The sequence below is a fragment of the Thiobacillus sp. SCUT-2 genome, assembly GCF_035621355.1.
Lineage (GTDB): Bacteria > Pseudomonadota > Gammaproteobacteria > Burkholderiales > Thiobacillaceae > Thiobacillus > Thiobacillus sedimenti.
The window spans coordinates 480048-496227 of sequence record NZ_CP141769.1 but is presented as its reverse complement, the minus strand read 5'-3'; the positions used below and the strand labels follow the sequence as shown (position 1 = coordinate 496227).

Below are 16180 nucleotides of genomic sequence, written 5' to 3'. Positions count from 1 at the left end.
GCCGCTTCCTCAATCGCCAACCGTCACGGTGATGTGACAGGTCGGTTTGCTAATACGGTTGCCGCGGCCTTTGGCACGGGCAGTGAAACGCTTCAGCACCGCACCCTGGTCGACATAGATCGTCTTGACCTTCAGGGTGTCGATGTCCGCGCCCTCATTGTGCTCGGCGTTCGCGATCGCGGATTCGAGCACTTTCTTGATGACGGCGGCGCCCTTCTTGGGGCTGAAGGCCAGGATGTTCAGCGCCTTCTCCACGCGCAGGCCGCGGATCTGGTCGGCGACGAGGCGGCCCTTCTGGGCGGACAGGCGGGTGCCACGCAAAACTGCAGATACTTCCATCATGCGCTCCTTATTTCTTCGCCTTCTTGTCCGCGACGTGACCCTTGAAGGTGCGCGTCAGGGAGAATTCGCCCAGCTTGTGGCCGACCATGTTCTCGGTCACGAACACCGGAACATGCTGGCGCCCGTTGTGCACCGCGATCGTCAGGCCGATGAAATCGGGCAGCACGGTGGAACGGCGCGACCAGGTCTTGATCGGACGCTTGTCGTTCGAGCTGCGTGCAGTCTCGATCTTCTTCAGCAGATGCCCGTCGACGAAGGGCCCTTTTTTAATTGAACGTGCCATTTCTTTCTACCTCAATCAGCGCGCGTGGCGACGGCGGACGATCATGTTGGAGGTGCGCTTGTTGCTGCGAGTGCGATAACCCTTGGTCGGCGTTCCCCACGGGCTGACCGGATGACGGCCCGCCGCCGTGCGACCTTCACCACCACCGTGCGGGTGATCAACCGGGTTCATCACGACACCACGCACCGTCGGGCGGATGCCGCGCCAGCGGGTGGCACCGGCCTTGCCGAGCGAACGCAGGCTGTGCTCCTCGTTGCCGCACTCGCCCAGCGTCGCGCGGCAATCGACGTGCACCTTGCGGATCTCGCCCGAGCGCAGACGCAACTGCGCGTAGCTGCCCTCGCGTGCCAGCAGCTGCACCGAAGTACCGGCGGAACGCGCGATCTGCGCACCCTTGCCCGGCATCATCTCGACGCAGTGCACGGTGCTGCCGACGGGGATGCTGCGCAGCGGCAGGCAATTACCGGCCTTGATCGGCGCCTCGGCGCCGTTCAGCAGCTGCGCGCCGACCTGCACGCCGCGCGGCGCGATGATGTAGCGGCGCTCGCCGTCGGCGTAGCACAGCAGCGCCAGATGGGCCGAGCGGTTGGGATCATATTCCAGGCGCTCGACCTTCGCGGGGATGCCGTCCTTGTTGCGGCGGAAATCCACGACGCGATAGTGCTGCTTGTGGCCGCCGCCCTTGTGGCGCACCGTAATGTGGCCATTGTTGTTGCGGCCGGAGCCACGCTTCTGCGATTCGAGCAGCGCGGCGACCGGCTTGCCCTTGTGCAGGCCGGGCGTGACGACCTTCACGACGGCACGGCGGCCGGCGGAAGTGGGTTTGACTTTAATCAGTGCCATGGTGTTCTCCCTTACTGACCGGACGCGAAGTCGATGTCCTGACCCGGCTTGAGGGTGACATACGCCTTCTTCCAGTTATCGCGGCGACCCATGACACGACCGGCGCGCTTGACCTTGCCCTTGACGTTCAGAACCTGCACGCCCGTGACTTCGACCTTGAACAGCGTCGCAACCGCGGCGCCGATTTCCTGCTTGGTCGCATCGGGCAGCACACGGAACACGACCTGATTCTGCTTGTCGGCCACGCGGGTGCTCTTTTCGGAGATCACCGGCGCGAGAATGACTTTGAGCAGACGCTCCTGACTGATCGCGCTCATCACACCATCTCCTCAAACTGCTTGACCGCCGCCTTGGTGATCAGCACGTTGCCAAATTTGACCAGGCTCCACGGGTCGGCCTGGTGCGGCTCCACCACGTAGACGTCACGCAGGTTGCGCGACGACAGCCACAGGTTGTCGTCCACGCTGTCGGCAATGATCATGACCTTGCCGTAACCCATCGACTTGAGCTTGCCGGCCAGCACCTTCGTCTTCGGCGACTCGATGCCAAGGCTCTCGACGACCTTGAGCTTGCCCTCACGTGCGAGCTGCGACAGGATCGCCGCCAGGCCCGCGCGATACATCTTGCGGTTCACCTTGTGGGTGAAATTCTCGTTCGGCTTGTTCGGGAAGGTCACGCCACCGCCGCGCCAGATCGGACTGGAAGTACGACCGGAACGCGCACGGCCGGTACCTTTCTGTCTCCAGGGCTTGTGGGTCGAGGCACTCACCTCCGCACGGGTGAGCTGTGCGCGGTTCCCGCTGCGTGCATTGGCGAGAAACGCCGTCACGACCTGGTGAACCAGCGCCTCGTTGTAGTCACGACCAAAGGTATCGTCCGAAGCAGCAACGCTCGCGACCTGTTGGCCCTGCTCGTTAATGATCGCCAAATCCATTAGGCACCCCCTTTCACTGCAGGGCGCACGACGACATGACCACCCCTGGATCCCGGTACGGCGCCCTTGACGAGCACCAGACCACGCTCGGCGTCCACACGGACAACCTCGAGATTCTGCTTGGTGCAGGTCACCGCACCCATGTGACCGGACATGCGCTTGCCCGGGAAGACACGACCCGGATCCTGCGCCATGCCGATCGAACCCGGCACGTTGTGCGAGCGGGAGTTGCCGTGCGAAGCACGCTGAGAACCGAAGTTGTGGCGCTTGATCGTGCCGGCGAAGCCTTTGCCCTGCGTGACCCCGGTCACGTCGACCTTCTGGCCGGCCTGGAACAGCTCGACGGAGACCGCCGCACCCGGCTGGTATTGCGAAGCCACTTCCGGCGCTACGCGGAACTCGCGCAGCACGGCCGCGGCCTCGACGCCCGCCTTGGCGAAATGGCCGGCCTCGGATCTGTTGACGCGGCTGTTCCGGCGGCTGCCGTAGGCAACCTGCACGGCGGAATAGCCGTCATGTTCTGGGGTGCGCACTTGCGTGACGCGATTGTTGGACATTTCCAGCACCGTCACCGGAACGGACGCACCGTTCTCGGTGAAAATGCGGGTCATGCCGACCTTGCGGCCAACGAGCCCGATACTCATCTTCGTATTTCCTATCTCAAGCCGGCCAAATTTAGCGCGGCAAGGGTTGTAGGTGCCGATTACAATTGACCGGCGACTATTGGTAAAGCAGAAGGGGCGGCATTATACGCATGCCGCCCGCTTTTTACAACTTGATCTCGACGTCGACGCCGGCGGGCAGATCCAGCTTCATCAAGGCATCGACCGTCTTGTCGGTGGGGTCCATGATGTCCATCAGGCGACGATGGGTGCGGATTTCGAACTGATCGCGCGACGCCTTGTTGACGTGCGGCGAGCGCAGGACGTCGAAACGCTCGATCGAGGTCGGAAGGGGAACCGGACCTTTGACCACGGCGCCGGTGCGCTTGGCCGTGTCCACGATTTCCATCGCCGACTGGTCGATCAGTTTGTAGTCAAACGCCTTCAGGCGGATGCGGATTTTCTGGTTTTGCATGAATGAGCCTTACTCTTCGATCTTGGCCACGACGCCGGCGCCGACGGTGCGGCCGCCTTCACGGATGGCGAAACGCAGACCTTCGTCCATGGCGATCGGGGCAATCAGCGACACCTTGATGCTCACGTTGTCGCCAGGCATCACCATCTCGGTGCCAGCCGGCAGCTCGATCGAGCCGGTGACGTCGGTGGTGCGGAAGTAGAACTGCGGACGGTAGCCGTTGAAGAACGGGGTGTGACGACCGCCTTCGTCCTTGGACAGCACGTAGATCTCGGCCGAGAACTTGGTGTGCGGCTTGATGCTGCCGGGCTTGGCCAGAACCTGGCCGCGCTCGACTTCTTCACGCTTGGTGCCGCGCAGCAGGACGCCGACGTTGTCGCCCGCCTGGCCCTGGTCGAGCAGCTTCCTGAACATCTCGACGCCGGTGCAGGTGGTCTTCTGGGTGGGCTTGATGCCGACGATCTCGATTTCTTCGCCAACCTTGATGATGCCGCGCTCGACACGGCCGGTGACGACGGTGCCGCGACCGGAGATGGAGAAGACGTCTTCGACGGGCATCAGGAAGGGCTTGTCGATGGCGCGCTCGGGCTCGGGAATGTAGGAGTCCAGCGCGTCAGCCAGCTTGATGATGCTGGGCTCGCCGATGTCGCTCTGGTCGCCTTCGAGGGCCTTCAGGGCGGAACCGATGATGATGGGGGTGTCGTCGCCAGGGAAGTCGTACTTGGACAGGAGCTCGCGGATCTCCATTTCGACGAGCTCGAGCAGTTCGGCGTCGTCGACCATGTCGGCCTTGTTCATGTAGACGATGATGTAGGGCACGCCAACCTGACGGGCGAGCAGGATGTGCTCGCGGGTCTGCGGCATGGGGCCGTCGGCGGCGGACACGACGAGGATGGCGCCGTCCATCTGGGCGGCACCGGTGATCATGTTCTTGACGTAGTCGGCGTGGCCGGGGCAGTCAACGTGCGCGTAGTGACGGGTGGAGGTCTCGTACTCGACGTGCGCGGTGTTGATGGTGATGCCGCGCGCCTTCTCTTCCGGCGAGCTGTCGATCTCGTCGTACTTCTTGGCAGCGCCGCCAAACTTCTTCGCCAGAATGGTGGTGATCGCCGCGGTCAAGGTGGTCTTGCCGTGGTCAACGTGTCCAATCGTGCCAACGTTTACGTGCGGCTTGGTCCGCTCGAATTTTTCCTTAGCCATTTCTCTTACCCTATCAATTCAAAAAACTGTCTGGCACCACTCACTTCTTGGCGACGATCGCTTCGGCGATGTTCTTGGGCGCTTCCGAGTAGTGCTTGAACTCCATCGAGTAGGTCGCACGCCCCTGCGACATCGAACGCAGATCGGTCGAGTAGCCGAACATCTCGGCCAGCGGGACCTCGGCCTTGATCGCCTTGATGCCACCCACGTCTTCCATGCCCTGGATGATGCCGCGACGGCGGTTCAGGTCGCCCATGACGTCACCCATGTAATCTTCCGGCGTTTCCACCTCGACCGCCATCATCGGCTCGAGCAGCACCGGGTTCGCCTTGCGCATGCCGTCCTTGAACGCCAGGATCGAAGCCAGCTTGAACGCCAGTTCCGAGGAGTCGACGTCGTGATACGAGCCGTCGAACAGCGTGAACTTGACGTCGACCACCGGGAAGCCCGCGAGCACGCCATTATTCATGGCTTCCTGCAGCCCCTTGTCGACGGCCGGAATGTATTCGCGCGGCACCGTGCCGCCCTTGATGGCGTCGACGAACTCGTAGCCCTTGCCCTGTTCGTTCGGCTCCATCTTGATCCAGACATGGCCGTACTGACCCTTACCGCCCGACTGCTTGGCATGCTTGCCTTCGACTTCGACCGCCTTGCGAATCGCTTCGCGGTAGGCCACCTGCGGCGCCCCCACATTCGCTTCGACGCCAAACTCGCGCCGCATGCGGTCGACGATGATCTCGAGGTGAAGCTCACCCATGCCCGAGATGATGGTCTGTCCGGATTCCTCGTCGGTACGGACGCGGAACGAGGGATCTTCCTGCGCGAGGCGACCCAGCGCCAGGCCCATTTTTTCCTGGTCGGCCTTGGACTTCGGCTCGACGGCGACGTGGATCACCGGCTCGGGGAACTCCATGCGCTCGAGGGTGATCGGCGAACCGAGGTCGCACAGGGTGTCACCGGTGGTGACATCCTTCAGGCCCACCGCAGCGGCGATGTCACCGGCACGCACTTCCTTGATCTCTTCGCGGTTGTTGGCGTGCATCTGCAGGATGCGGCCGATGCGCTCCTTGCGGCCCTTGACGGGGTTATAGATGGTGTCACCCGAATTGACCACACCCGAATAGACGCGGAAGAAGATCAGCTGGCCGACGTAGGGGTCGGTCGCGATCTTGAACGCCAGTGCCGCGAATTTCTCGTCGTCGCTGGCCTTCCGGCTCGCGGTGCTGCCGTCTTCAAGCTCGCCCTCGACGGGGGGAATGTCGACCGGCGAAGGCATCAACTCGATCACCTTGTCGAGCATGGCCTGCACGCCCTTGTTCTTGAACGCGGTGCCACACATCATCGGCACGATTTCACTGGCAATGGTGCGCGCACGCAGACCGGCAAGGATGTCCGCCTCGGAGAGGTCGCCCTCTTCAAGGTACTTGTTCATCAATTCCTCGGACGATTCCGCAGCCGCCTCGACCATGGATTCGCGCCACTTCTTGCACGTATCGGCCAGATTGGCAGGAATGTCGCGCAACTCGAACTTCATGCCCTGGCTGGCATCGTCCCAGTACACGGCCTTCATCTTGACGAGGTCGACAACGCCTTCAAAGTTGTCCTCGGCGCCGATAGGAACCTGGACGGGCACCGGGTTGGCCTGCAGACGGGACTTCATCTGCTCGTAGACCTTGAAGAAGTCAGCGCCCGAGCGGTCCATCTTGTTGACAAACGCAATACGCGGCACGCCGTACTTGTTGGCCTGACGCCAGACGGTTTCCGACTGCGGCTGCACGCCGCCGACGGCACAGTAGACCATGCAGGCACCGTCGAGCACACGCATCGATCGCTCCACCTCGATGGTGAAGTCGACGTGCCCAGGGGTATCGATGATGTTGATGCGATGCTCGGGATACTTCCCGTCCATGCCCTTCCAGAAGCAGGTCGTGGCCGCCGAGGTGATCGTAATACCGCGCTCCTGCTCCTGCTCCATCCAGTCCATGGTCGCAGCGCCGTCATGCACTTCACCGATCTTGTGGGACTTGCCGGTGTAGAACAGGATGCGCTCGGTGGTGGTGGTCTTGCCAGCGTCAATATGGGCCGAAATGCCGATATTGCGATAGCGCTCAATAGGAGTCGTGCGTGCCACTTTAGTTACCTGCCAATCAATACGTTGGATTTAGAAGCGGAAGTGCGAGAAAGCCTTGTTGGCCTCCGCCATGCGATGCACTTCCTCGCGCTTCTTCACGGCGCCGCCACGGCCCTCGGCCGCATCCAGCAGTTCGCCCGCCAGACGGGCGCCCATGGACTTCTCGCCGCGCCTGCGGGCAGCTTCCTTCAGCCAGCGCATGGCCAGCGCGGTGCGACGGCTCGAACGCACCTCGACCGGAACCTGGTAGTTGGCGCCACCGACGCGGCGGCTCTTCACCTCGACCAGCGGGCGGGCGTTGTTCAGCGCGGTGCTGAACACTTCCAGCGGATCCTTGCCGGACTTGCTCGAAATCTGCTCGAACGCGCCATAGACGATGCGTTCGGCGACCGATTTCTTGCCGCTGGACATGATGACGTTCATGAATTTGGACACTTCCTGGTTGCCGAACTTCGGGTCCGGAAGGATTTCACGCTTGGGTACTTCGCGACGACGCGGCATGGTTGCTCAGCCTCTCAAAAAATTAAGCTTTTTTCGGACGCTTGGCGCCGTACTTCGAACGCGACTGCTTCCGGTCCTTGACGCCGGCGGTATCCAGGCTGCCGCGCACGGTGTGGTAGCGCACACCCGGCAAGTCCTTGACACGACCACCACGCACGAGCACGACCGAGTGCTCCTGCAGGTTGTGCCCTTCACCACCGATGTAGCTGATGACCTCGAAGCCGCTCGTGAGCTTGACCTTGCAGACCTTGCGCAAGGCGGAGTTCGGTTTCTTGGGCGTCGTGGTGTACACACGCGTGCACACGCCACGGCGTTGCGGGCAGGCCTTCAGGGCCGGAACCTTGCTCTTTTCCACCGGGGCCTGACGCGGCTTGCGGATCAGCTGGTTAATGGTTGGCATGTCAGAAATTCCGAAAAAAGTAAGTAAGCGTATCGTTTCTAAAACAAGCGGGACGGCGCCGACCGCGATCTGAAGCGGTGCCGTCCCGGGGCTACAGTCCAGCGCTTGCCGGCACACGGATGGCCGGAAAAAGACGCGTGATTCTAGGGGAGGCAACCCCCTGTGTCAAGCCACCTCCTGATTTTCGCTGGGGGTGACCTCCCCGCCTTCGATCAGGTGTTCGGCGCCCAGGTCCTCCCCGGCCGCCTGGCGGCGACGGGTGTTGTGGTAGGCCAGGCCGCTGCCCGCCGGGATCAGGCGGCCGACGATGACGTTCTCCTTCAGGCCGCGCAGCTCGTCCTTCTTGCCCATGATCGCGGCTTCGGTCAGCACACGGGTGGTTTCCTGGAAGGACGCCGCCGAGATGAAGGAATCCGTCGACAGCGACGCCTTGGTGATGCCGAGCAGGATCGGCTCGTAAGTGGCCAGCTCCTTGCCTGCGGCGGTCATCTCGTCGTTCAGCTGCAGCACTTCGGAGCGCTCGATCTGCTCGCCGGGGATGAGCCCGGTGTCGCCCGGATCCACCACGGTGACACGGCGCAGCATCTGGCGCACGATCACCTCGATGTGCTTGTCGTTGATCTTCACGCCCTGCAGGCGGTAGACGTCCTGCACCTCGTCGGTGATGTAGCGCGCCAGCGCCTCGACGCCCTGCAGGCGCAGGATGTCGTGCGGATCGACCGGGCCGTCGACGATCATCTCGCCCTTCTGGACGATCTGGCCGTCGTGCGCGGTGACGTGCTTCTCCTTGGTGATCAGGTACTCGTGCGGCACGCCGTCCAGATCGGTGATGACCAGGCGCTGCTTGCCCTTGGTGTCCTTGCCGAAGGACACGGTACCGGTGACTTCGGCGAGCACGCCGGCGTCCTTCGGCGAGCGCGCCTCGAACAGCTCGGCCACCCGCGGCAGACCGCCGGTAATGTCGCGGGTCTTCGAGGTCTCCTGCGGAATGCGCGCGAGCACGTCGCCGACCGCCACGTCCTGACCATCCTTCACGGTGATGATCGAGCCGATCTGGAAGGTGATGTTGACGACGGTGTCGGTTCCGGCGATCTTGATCTCGTTGCCGGCGTCGTCCAGCAGTTTCACCTGCGGACGCACGCCCTTGGCACCGGCCTTGCGCTTCGGATCGATGACCACGAGCGTCGACAGGCCGGTGACGTCGTCGACCTGCTTGGCGACGGTGACGCCTTCCTCGACGTTCTCGAAGCGCACGCGACCCGCATACTCGGTGATGATCGGACGGGTGTGCGGATCCCAGTTCGCGAGCACGGCACCCGCCTTGATCTTGGCGCCGTCGGTCACCATCAGGGTGGCGCCGTATGGCACCTTGTGGCGCTCGCGCTCGCGACCGGCGTCGTCGGCAATGACGATTTCGCCGCTGCGGGAAATGGCCACCAGTTCCTTGCGCGCATTGGTCACATAGCGCATCGCGGCGGTGTACTGCACGGTGCCGTTGGACTTGGCTTCCAGCTGGCTGGCCGCAGCCGCCCGCGACGCGGCACCGCCGATATGGAAGGTCCGCATGGTGAGCTGGGTGCCCGGTTCGCCGATCGACTGCGCGGCGATCACGCCGACCGCCTCGCCGACGTTGACCAGGTAGCCGCGACCCAGGTCGCGACCGTAGCACTTGGCGCACAGGCCGTAGCGGGTCTCGCAGGTGAGCGGGGTCCGCACCTTGACTTCGTCGATTCCGAGCGACTCGATGGTGTCGACCACGTCCTCGGACAGCAGGGTGCCCGCTTCGAACACGGTCTCCTGCGTTTCCGGGTTGATGACGTCGCTGGCGGCGACGCGACCGAGAATTCGCTCGCGCAGCGCCTCGACGACTTCACCGCCCTCGACCAGCGCCTTGACCGCGAGACCGTTCTTCGTGCCGCAATCATCCTCGGTCACCACCAGGTCCTGCGTCACGTCGACCAGACGGCGGGTCAGGTAGCCCGAGTTCGCGGTCTTCAGCGCGGTGTCCGCGAGGCCCTTGCGGGCGCCGTGGGTCGAGATGAAGTACTGCAGCATGTTCAGGCCTTCGCGGAAGTTCGCGGTGATCGGCGTCTCGATGATCGAACCGTCCGGCTTCGCCATCAGGCCGCGCATGCCGGCCAGCTGGCGGATCTGCGCCGCGGAGCCGCGGGCGCCCGAATCGGCCATCATGTAGATCGCGTTGAAGGATTCCTGCGTGACTTCCTTGCCGGTGCGGTCCTTGACCTTCTCGCCGCCCAGCTGGCCCATCATCGCCTTGGCCACGGCGTCGCCGGCGCGGCCCCAGATGTCCACCACCTTGTTGTAGCGTTCGCCTTGGGTGACGAGACCCGAGGTGTACTGCGCCTCGATCTCCTTCACCTCCGCTTCGGCGGCACCGAGGATCTGGTCCTTCTCGCCCGGAATCAGCATGTCCTTGATCGCGATCGACATGCCCGCGCGGGTGGCGAACGTAAAGCCGGTGTACATCAGCTTGTCGGCGAAGATCACGGTCTCGCGCAGGCCGCAGCGGCGGAAGCTGGCGTTGATCAGCTTGGAGATTTCCTTCTTCTTCAGCGCCTTGTCGACGTAGCTGAAGGGCAGGCCCGGCGGCAGGATCTCGGACAGCAGCGCGCGACCGAGCGTGGTCTCGACCCGCTTGATCGTCTCGACGCGGTTCTTCTCGGCGTCCAGCGTGACTTCCTTGATGCGCACGGTCACGCGCGCATGCAGTGCGGCGACCCGGTTGTCGTAGGCACGGCGCGCCTCGGCGACGTCGGCGAACACCATGCCTTCGCCCTTGGCGTTGACCATCTCGCGCGTCATGTAGTACAGACCCAGAACGATGTCCTGCGACGGCACGATGATCGGCTCGCCGTTGGCGGGCGACAGCACGTTGTTCGACGCCAGCATCAGGGTGCGGGCCTCGGCCTGCGCTTCCAGCGACAGCGGCACGTGGACGGCCATCTGGTCGCCGTCGAAGTCGGCGTTGAACGCGGCGCACACCAGCGGGTGCAGCTGGATCGCCTTGCCCTCGATCAGCACCGGCTCGAAGGCCTGAATGCCCAGGCGGTGCAGCGTCGGCGCGCGGTTCAGCAGCACCGGATGCTCGCGGATGACTTCCTCGAGCAGGTCCCACACGATCGGCTCTTCGTCCTCGACCATCTTCTTGGCGGCCTTGATCGTGGTCGCCAGCCCCATGACCTCGAGGCGGTTGAAGATGAAGGGCTTGAAGAGTTCCAGCGCCATCTTCTTCGGCAGGCCGCACTGGTGCAGCTTCAGCGTCGGGCCCACCACGATGACCGAACGGCCCGAGTAGTCGACGCGCTTGCCCAGGAGGTTCTGGCGGAAACGGCCGCTCTTGCCCTTGATCATGTCGGCGAGCGACTTCAACGGACGCTTGTTGGCGCCGGTCATCGCCTTGCCGCGGCGGCCGTTGTCGAGCAGCGAGTCGACGGCTTCCTGCAGCATGCGCTTCTCGTTGCGCACGATGATCTCGGGCGCCTTCAGTTCAAGAAGTCTCTTGAGCCGGTTGTTGCGGTTGATGACCCGGCGGTACAGGTCGTTGAGGTCGGAGGTCGCGAAGCGGCCGCCGTCGAGCGGCACCAGCGGGCGCAGCTCGGGCGGCAGCACCGGCAGCACTTCGAGGATCATCCAGTCGGGCTTGATGCCGGACTTCTGGAAACCCTCGAGGATCTTCAGGCGCTTCGAGAGCTTCTTCAGCTTGGTGTCGGAGCCGGTCTTGCTGATCTCGGCGTGCAGGGCTTCGACCTCGGTGTGCAGGTCGATCGAGCGCAGGAGCTCACGAATGCCCTCGGCGCCCATCAGCGCCTTGAACTCGTCGCCATACTCCTCGAGCTTGGCGAGGTAGTCCTCTTCGGTCAGCAGCTGGCCGCGATTGAGCGGCGTCATGCCGGGCTCGACGACGACGAAGCCTTCGAAATACAGCACGCGCTCGATGTCGCGCAGCGTCATGTCGAGGACCATGCCGAGGCGGCTGGGCAGCGACTTCAGGAACCATATGTGGGCAACCGGGCTGGCCAGCTCGATGTGGCCCATGCGCTCGCGGCGCACCTTGGACAGCGTGACTTCGACGCCGCACTTCTCGCAGATCACGCCGCGATGCTTGAGGCGCTTGTACTTGCCGCACAGGCACTCGTAGTCCTTGACCGGGCCGAAGATCTTGGCGCAGAACAGGCCGTCGCGCTCCGGCTTGAAGGTGCGGTAGTTGATGGTCTCCGGCTTCTTCACTTCGCCGTAGGACCAGGAGCGGATTTTCTCCGGCGACGCCAGGCCGATCTTGATGGCGTCGAACTCTTCCTCGTGGGTGGCCTGCTTGAAAAGATCCAACAGTGCTTTCATGGCTGTGTCCTCACCCCAAAATTAATAACGTTCCAGATCGATGTCGATGCCCAGCGAGCGGATTTCCTTCACCAGCACGTTGAAGGACTCGGGCATGCCGGCCTCGATCTTGTGATCGCCCTTGACGATGTTCTCGTACACCTTGGTACGGCCGTTCACGTCGTCGGACTTCACGGTCAGCATTTCCTGCAACACGTAGGAGGCCCCATACGCTTCCAGCGCCCACACTTCCATTTCGCCGAAGCGCTGGCCGCCGAACTGCGCCTTGCCGCCCAGCGGCTGCTGGGTCACCAGCGAGTACGGGCCGGTGGAACGCGCGTGCATCTTGTCGTCGACAAGGTGGTGCAGCTTCAGCACGTGCTTGTAGCCGACGGTCACGGTGCGGTCGAAGGCTTCCCCGGTGCGGCCGTCGTACAGCGTGACCTGGCCGCCTTCCGGCAGGCCGGCGAGCTGCAGCATGCGACGGATTTCCTCTTCGGACGCGCCGTCGAACACCGGCGAGGCGAAGGGCACGCCCTTCTCGAGGTTCTTCGCGAGCTCGATGATCTCGTCGTCGCTGAAGTTATCGATGTCCTCGGTCTTGCCCGACTCGTTGTAGATGTCCTTGAGGAAGCCGCGCAGCTCCTTGACCATCGACTTCGTCTGGGCGGCGAGCATCTGGCCGATCTTCTCGCCGAGGCCCTTGGACGCCCAGCCCAGGTGTGTCTCCAGGATCTGGCCGACGTTCATCCGCGACGGCACGCCGAGCGGGTTCAGCACGATGTCGACCGGACGGCCATCGGCCATGAAGGGCATGTCCTCGACCGGAACGATCTTGGAGACCACGCCCTTGTTGCCGTGGCGGCCGGCCATCTTGTCGCCGGGCTGCAGGCGGCGCTTGACCGCCAGGTAGACCTTGACCATCTTCTGCACGCCGGGCGGCAACTCGTCGCCAGCGGTCAGCTTCTTCTTCTTCTCCTCGAACATGGCGTCGAACTCGACGCGCTTCTGCGTCAGGCTGTCCTTCAGCGCCTCGACCTGGCGGCTGGCCTCGTCGTCGGCGAGACGGATGTCGAACCAGTCGTGGCGGTTGAGCGACTCCAGATAATCCTTCGTCACCTTGCTGCCCTTGGCGAGCTTCTTCGGACCGCCGTTGGCGACCTTCAGGTGCAGCAGCTTCTCGAGACGCTGGAAGGTGTCGTCCTCGACGATGCGCATGCGGTCGGTCAGGTCCTTCTTGTACTCGGCGAGCTGGGTATCGATGATCGACTGCGCGCGCTTGTCGCGCTCGATGCCCTCGCGGGTGAACACCTGCACGTCGATGACGACGCCGGACATGCCCGACGGTACCTTCAGCGAGGTGTCCTTCACGTCGGACGCCTTCTCGCCGAAGATCGCGCGCAGCAGCTTCTCTTCCGGCGTCAGCTGGGTCTCGCCCTTGGGCGTGACCTTGCCGACCAGCACGTCGCCAGCCTCGACTTCCGCGCCGATCGCGATGATGCCCGACTCGTCCAGGCGCGCCAGCTGGCGCTCGGCGAGATTGGAGATGTCGCGGGTGATTTCCTCGGGGCCGAGCTTGGTGTCGCGCGCGACGACCGACAGTTCCTCGATGTGGATCGAGGTGTAGCGATCCTCGGCGACAACCTTTTCGTTGATGAGGATCGAGTCCTCGAAGTTGTAGCCGTTCCAGGGCATGAACGCGACCAGCATGTTCTGGCCGAGCGCGAGCTCGCCCATGTCGGTCGAGGCGCCGTCGGCGATGACATCGCCGCGGGCGATCACGTCACCGACCTTCACCAGCGGGCGCTGGTTGATGTTGGTGTTCTGGTTGGAACGGGTGTACTTGATCAGCGAGTAGATGTCGACGCCGACCTCGCCCGCCTTGGCCTCCTCGTCATTGACGCGGATGACGATGCGGCCGGCGTCGATGTAGTCGACGACGCCACCGCGATGTGCGGTCACCACCGTTCCGGAATCGACCGCGGCGGTGCGTTCGATGCCGGTGCCGACAAAGGGCTTCTCCGGGCGCAGGCAAGGCACGGCCTGGCGCTGCATGTTCGAGCCCATCAGCGCGCGGTTGGCGTCGTCATGCTCGAGGAAGGGAATCAGGGACGCGGCGACCGACACGATCTGCGCCGGCGCCACGTCCATGTATTCGATGCGGTCGGGTGTCGACAGCGTGAATTCGTTCTTGTAGCGGCACGAGACCAGGTCGTCCTTGAACTTGCCCTTGGGGTCGAGCTCGGCGTTCGCCTGCGCGATCACGTACTTGCTTTCCTCGATCGCCGACAGGTATTCGATCTCGTCGGTGACCTTGTTGTTCACCACTTTGCGGTAAGGCGTCTCGATGAAGCCGTACCAGTTGGTGCGCGCGAACAGGGCCAGCGAGTTGATCAGGCCGATGTTCGGGCCTTCCGGCGTCTCGATCGGGCAGACGCGGCCGTAGTGCGTCGGGTGCACGTCGCGCACCTCGAAGCCGGCACGCTCGCGCGTCAGGCCGCCCGGGCCAAGCGCCGAGACGCGGCGCTTGTGCGTGATCTCGGACAGCGGATTGGTCTGGTCCATGAACTGCGACAGCTGGCTTGAGCCGAAGAACTCCTTGATCGCGGCCGAGACGGGCTTGGCGTTGATCAGGTCGTGCGGCATCAGGTTGTCGGACTCGGCCTGGCTCAAACGCTCGCGGACCGCGCGCTCGACGCGCACCAGGCCGGCACGGAACTGGTTCTCGGCCAGCTCGCCGACCGAGCGTACACGCCGGTTGCCCAGGTGGTCGATGTCGTCGATCTCGCCGCGGCCGTTGCGCAGCTCGACCAGGATCTTGATGACGGCGACGATGTCCTCGGTGGACAGGGTGCCGGATCCGGTCAGTTCGTCGCGACCGATGCGGCGGTTGAACTTCATGCGGCCCACGGCCGACAGGTCGTAACGCTCCTCGCTGAAGAACAGGTTGCCGAACAGCGCGTTGACGGCCTCCTCGGTCGGCGGTTCGCCGGGGCGCATCATGCGGTAGATCGCGACCTTGGCGGCGTATTCGTCGGCCGTGTCGTCGGTGCGCAGCGTCTGCGAGATGAAGGCACCATGATCCAGGTCGTTGGTGTAGAGGGTCTGGAACTTGTCGATGCCCGCGGTGGCGAGTTTCTTCAGCAGATCCTCGGTGATCTCGTCGTTGGCACGCGCCACGAGCTCGCCCGATTCCTTGTCAATCACGTCGTGCGCCAGCACGCGGCCGACGACGAACTCGCCCGGCACCGCCCACTTCTTGACACCGGCCGCATCGAGCTCGCGGATGTGCTTGGCGGTGATGCGCTTGTCCTTGGCGACGATGACGTGGCCGTCCTTGCCGCAAATGTCGAAGCGCGCGATCTCGCCGCGCAGGCGCTCGGGCACCAGCTCGAACTGGATGCCCTGGGTGTTGATGTAGAAGGTGTCCTTGCTGAAGAATTCGTCGAGAATGCCCTCAGGCGTGTAGCCCAGCGCCTTCAGCAGGATGCTCACCGGCATCTTGCGGCGGCGGTCAACGCGGAAGAACAGGATGTCCTTGGCGTCGAACTCGAAGTCGAGCCAGGAGCCGCGATAGGGGATGACGCGCGCCGAGAACAGCAGCTTGCCCGAGCTGTGCGTCTTGCCGCGGTCGTGCTCGAAGAACACGCCGGGCGAGCGGTGCAACTGGGAGACGATGACGCGCTCGGTGCCGTTGATGACGAAGGAGCCGGTCGGCGTCATGAGCGGAATCTCGCCCATGTAGACCTCCTGCTCCTTCACCTCCTTGATCGTCGGCTTCGACGCCTCCTTGTCCATGATCACGAGGCGCACCTTCGCGCGCAGCGGCGCGCAGAAGGTCAGGCCGCGCTGCTGGCATTCCTTGATGTCGAACACCGGCTCGCCGAGCGTGTAGTTGACGTACTCGAGGCGGGCATTGCCGCTGTGGCTGACGATGGGGAAGATCGAGGTGAACGCGGCCTGCAAACCCTCGTTCAGGCGCTCCTCCTTCGAGCGCCCCTCCTGCAGGAAGGCGCGGTAGGATTCAAGCTGGGTCGCCAAAAGGAAGGGCACCGGAAGGGTGTTTGTCCGGCTGGCAAAGCTCTTGCGCAGACGTTTTTTCTCGGTAAAGGTGTAAGCCATGGGATCTCC

General features: G+C 63.6%; 13 protein-coding genes. All 13 read right to left on the bottom strand.

Features of this window, described 5'->3' with window-relative positions:
* Positions 1-9: 9 nt before the first annotated feature.
* The 13 genes from rplV to rpoB all read right to left on the bottom strand — a co-directional run bounded on the left by rplV (position 10) and on the right by rpoB (position 16171).
* Entirely contained in the window at positions 10-339 is a 330-nt protein-coding gene (rplV, locus tag VA613_RS02355; protein WP_324781208.1) for a 50S ribosomal protein L22, read from the bottom strand.
* 10 nt (positions 340-349) lie between these two features.
* Entirely contained in the window at positions 350-625 is a 276-nt protein-coding gene (rpsS, locus tag VA613_RS02350; RefSeq protein WP_324780262.1) for a 30S ribosomal protein S19, read from the bottom strand.
* Between the two features lie 15 nt (positions 626-640).
* Complete coding sequence (gene rplB, locus VA613_RS02345) at positions 641-1468, bottom strand: 50S ribosomal protein L2 (protein ID WP_324780261.1); 828 nt, start codon at positions 1466-1468, stop codon at positions 641-643.
* Positions 1469-1479: 11 nt separating this feature from the next.
* The gene (gene rplW, locus VA613_RS02340; RefSeq protein WP_324780260.1) at positions 1480-1785 is read right to left on the bottom strand and encodes a 50S ribosomal protein L23; all 306 of its coding nucleotides are present in this window, start codon (positions 1783-1785) and stop codon (positions 1480-1482) included.
* On the bottom strand, positions 1785-2402 hold the full coding sequence (gene rplD / locus VA613_RS02335) for a 50S ribosomal protein L4 (protein WP_324780259.1): 618 nt from the start codon (positions 2400-2402) through the stop codon (positions 1785-1787). The genes rplW and rplD overlap by 1 nt, the downstream gene beginning before the upstream one ends.
* Positions 2402-3046, bottom strand: a complete 645-nt coding sequence (rplC, locus tag VA613_RS02330) for a 50S ribosomal protein L3 (RefSeq protein ID WP_324780258.1) — start codon at positions 3044-3046, stop codon at positions 2402-2404. The genes rplD and rplC overlap by 1 nt, the downstream gene beginning before the upstream one ends.
* Before the next feature lie 124 nt (positions 3047-3170).
* Positions 3171-3479 (bottom strand): 30S ribosomal protein S10, encoded by a 309-nt coding sequence (gene rpsJ, locus VA613_RS02325; protein ID WP_324780257.1) that lies wholly within the window; start codon positions 3477-3479, stop codon positions 3171-3173.
* Positions 3480-3488: 9 nt separating this feature from the next.
* The gene (gene tuf, locus VA613_RS02320; RefSeq protein ID WP_324780245.1) at positions 3489-4679 is read right to left on the bottom strand and encodes an elongation factor Tu; all 1191 of its coding nucleotides are present in this window, start codon (positions 4677-4679) and stop codon (positions 3489-3491) included.
* Between the two features lie 40 nt (positions 4680-4719).
* On the bottom strand, positions 4720-6810 hold the full coding sequence (fusA, locus tag VA613_RS02315) for an elongation factor G (RefSeq protein ID WP_324780256.1): 2091 nt from the start codon (positions 6808-6810) through the stop codon (positions 4720-4722).
* Between the two features lie 30 nt (positions 6811-6840).
* The gene (gene rpsG / locus VA613_RS02310; protein ID WP_324780255.1) at positions 6841-7311 is read right to left on the bottom strand and encodes a 30S ribosomal protein S7; all 471 of its coding nucleotides are present in this window, start codon (positions 7309-7311) and stop codon (positions 6841-6843) included.
* Between the two features lie 22 nt (positions 7312-7333).
* Positions 7334-7711 (bottom strand): 30S ribosomal protein S12, encoded by a 378-nt coding sequence (gene rpsL / locus VA613_RS02305; protein WP_011310913.1) that lies wholly within the window; start codon positions 7709-7711, stop codon positions 7334-7336.
* 165 nt (positions 7712-7876) lie between these two features.
* Positions 7877-12070 (bottom strand): DNA-directed RNA polymerase subunit beta', encoded by a 4194-nt coding sequence (gene rpoC, locus VA613_RS02300; protein ID WP_324780254.1) that lies wholly within the window; start codon positions 12068-12070, stop codon positions 7877-7879.
* A gap of 21 nt (positions 12071-12091) precedes the next feature.
* Positions 12092-16171, bottom strand: coding sequence for a DNA-directed RNA polymerase subunit beta (gene rpoB, locus VA613_RS02295; RefSeq protein ID WP_324780253.1), 4080 nt, complete (start codon positions 16169-16171; stop codon positions 12092-12094).
* Positions 16172-16180: the final 9 nt, after the last annotated feature.

Bases quoted from the DNA above. Each gene is read 5' to 3' on its own strand.
- rpsJ (WP_324780257.1), bottom strand. From the start codon at position 3,479: ATGCAAAACCAGAAAATCCGCATCCGCCTGAAGGCGTTTGACTACAAA.
- rplB (WP_324780261.1), bottom strand. From the start codon at position 1,468: ATGGCACTGATTAAAGTCAAACCCACTTCCGCCGGCCGCCGTGCCGTC.
- rpsL (WP_011310913.1), bottom strand. From the start codon at position 7,711: ATGCCAACCATTAACCAGCTGATCCGCAAGCCGCGTCAGGCCCCGGTG.
- tuf (WP_324780245.1), bottom strand. From the start codon at position 4,679: ATGGCTAAGGAAAAATTCGAGCGGACCAAGCCGCACGTAAACGTTGGC.
- rpoB (WP_324780253.1), bottom strand. From the start codon at position 16,171: ATGGCTTACACCTTTACCGAGAAAAAACGTCTGCGCAAGAGCTTTGCC.
- rplD (WP_324780259.1), bottom strand. From the start codon at position 2,402: ATGGATTTGGCGATCATTAACGAGCAGGGCCAACAGGTCGCGAGCGTT.
- rpsG (WP_324780255.1), bottom strand. From the start codon at position 7,311: ATGCCGCGTCGTCGCGAAGTACCCAAGCGTGAAATCCTTCCGGACCCG.
- rplV (WP_324781208.1), bottom strand. From the start codon at position 339: ATGGAAGTATCTGCAGTTTTGCGTGGCACCCGCCTGTCCGCCCAGAAG.
- rplW (WP_324780260.1), bottom strand. From the start codon at position 1,785: ATGAGCGCGATCAGTCAGGAGCGTCTGCTCAAAGTCATTCTCGCGCCG.
- rplC (WP_324780258.1), bottom strand. From the start codon at position 3,046: ATGAGTATCGGGCTCGTTGGCCGCAAGGTCGGCATGACCCGCATTTTC.
- rpoC (WP_324780254.1), bottom strand. From the start codon at position 12,070: ATGAAAGCACTGTTGGATCTTTTCAAGCAGGCCACCCACGAGGAAGAG.
- rpsS (WP_324780262.1), bottom strand. From the start codon at position 625: ATGGCACGTTCAATTAAAAAAGGGCCCTTCGTCGACGGGCATCTGCTG.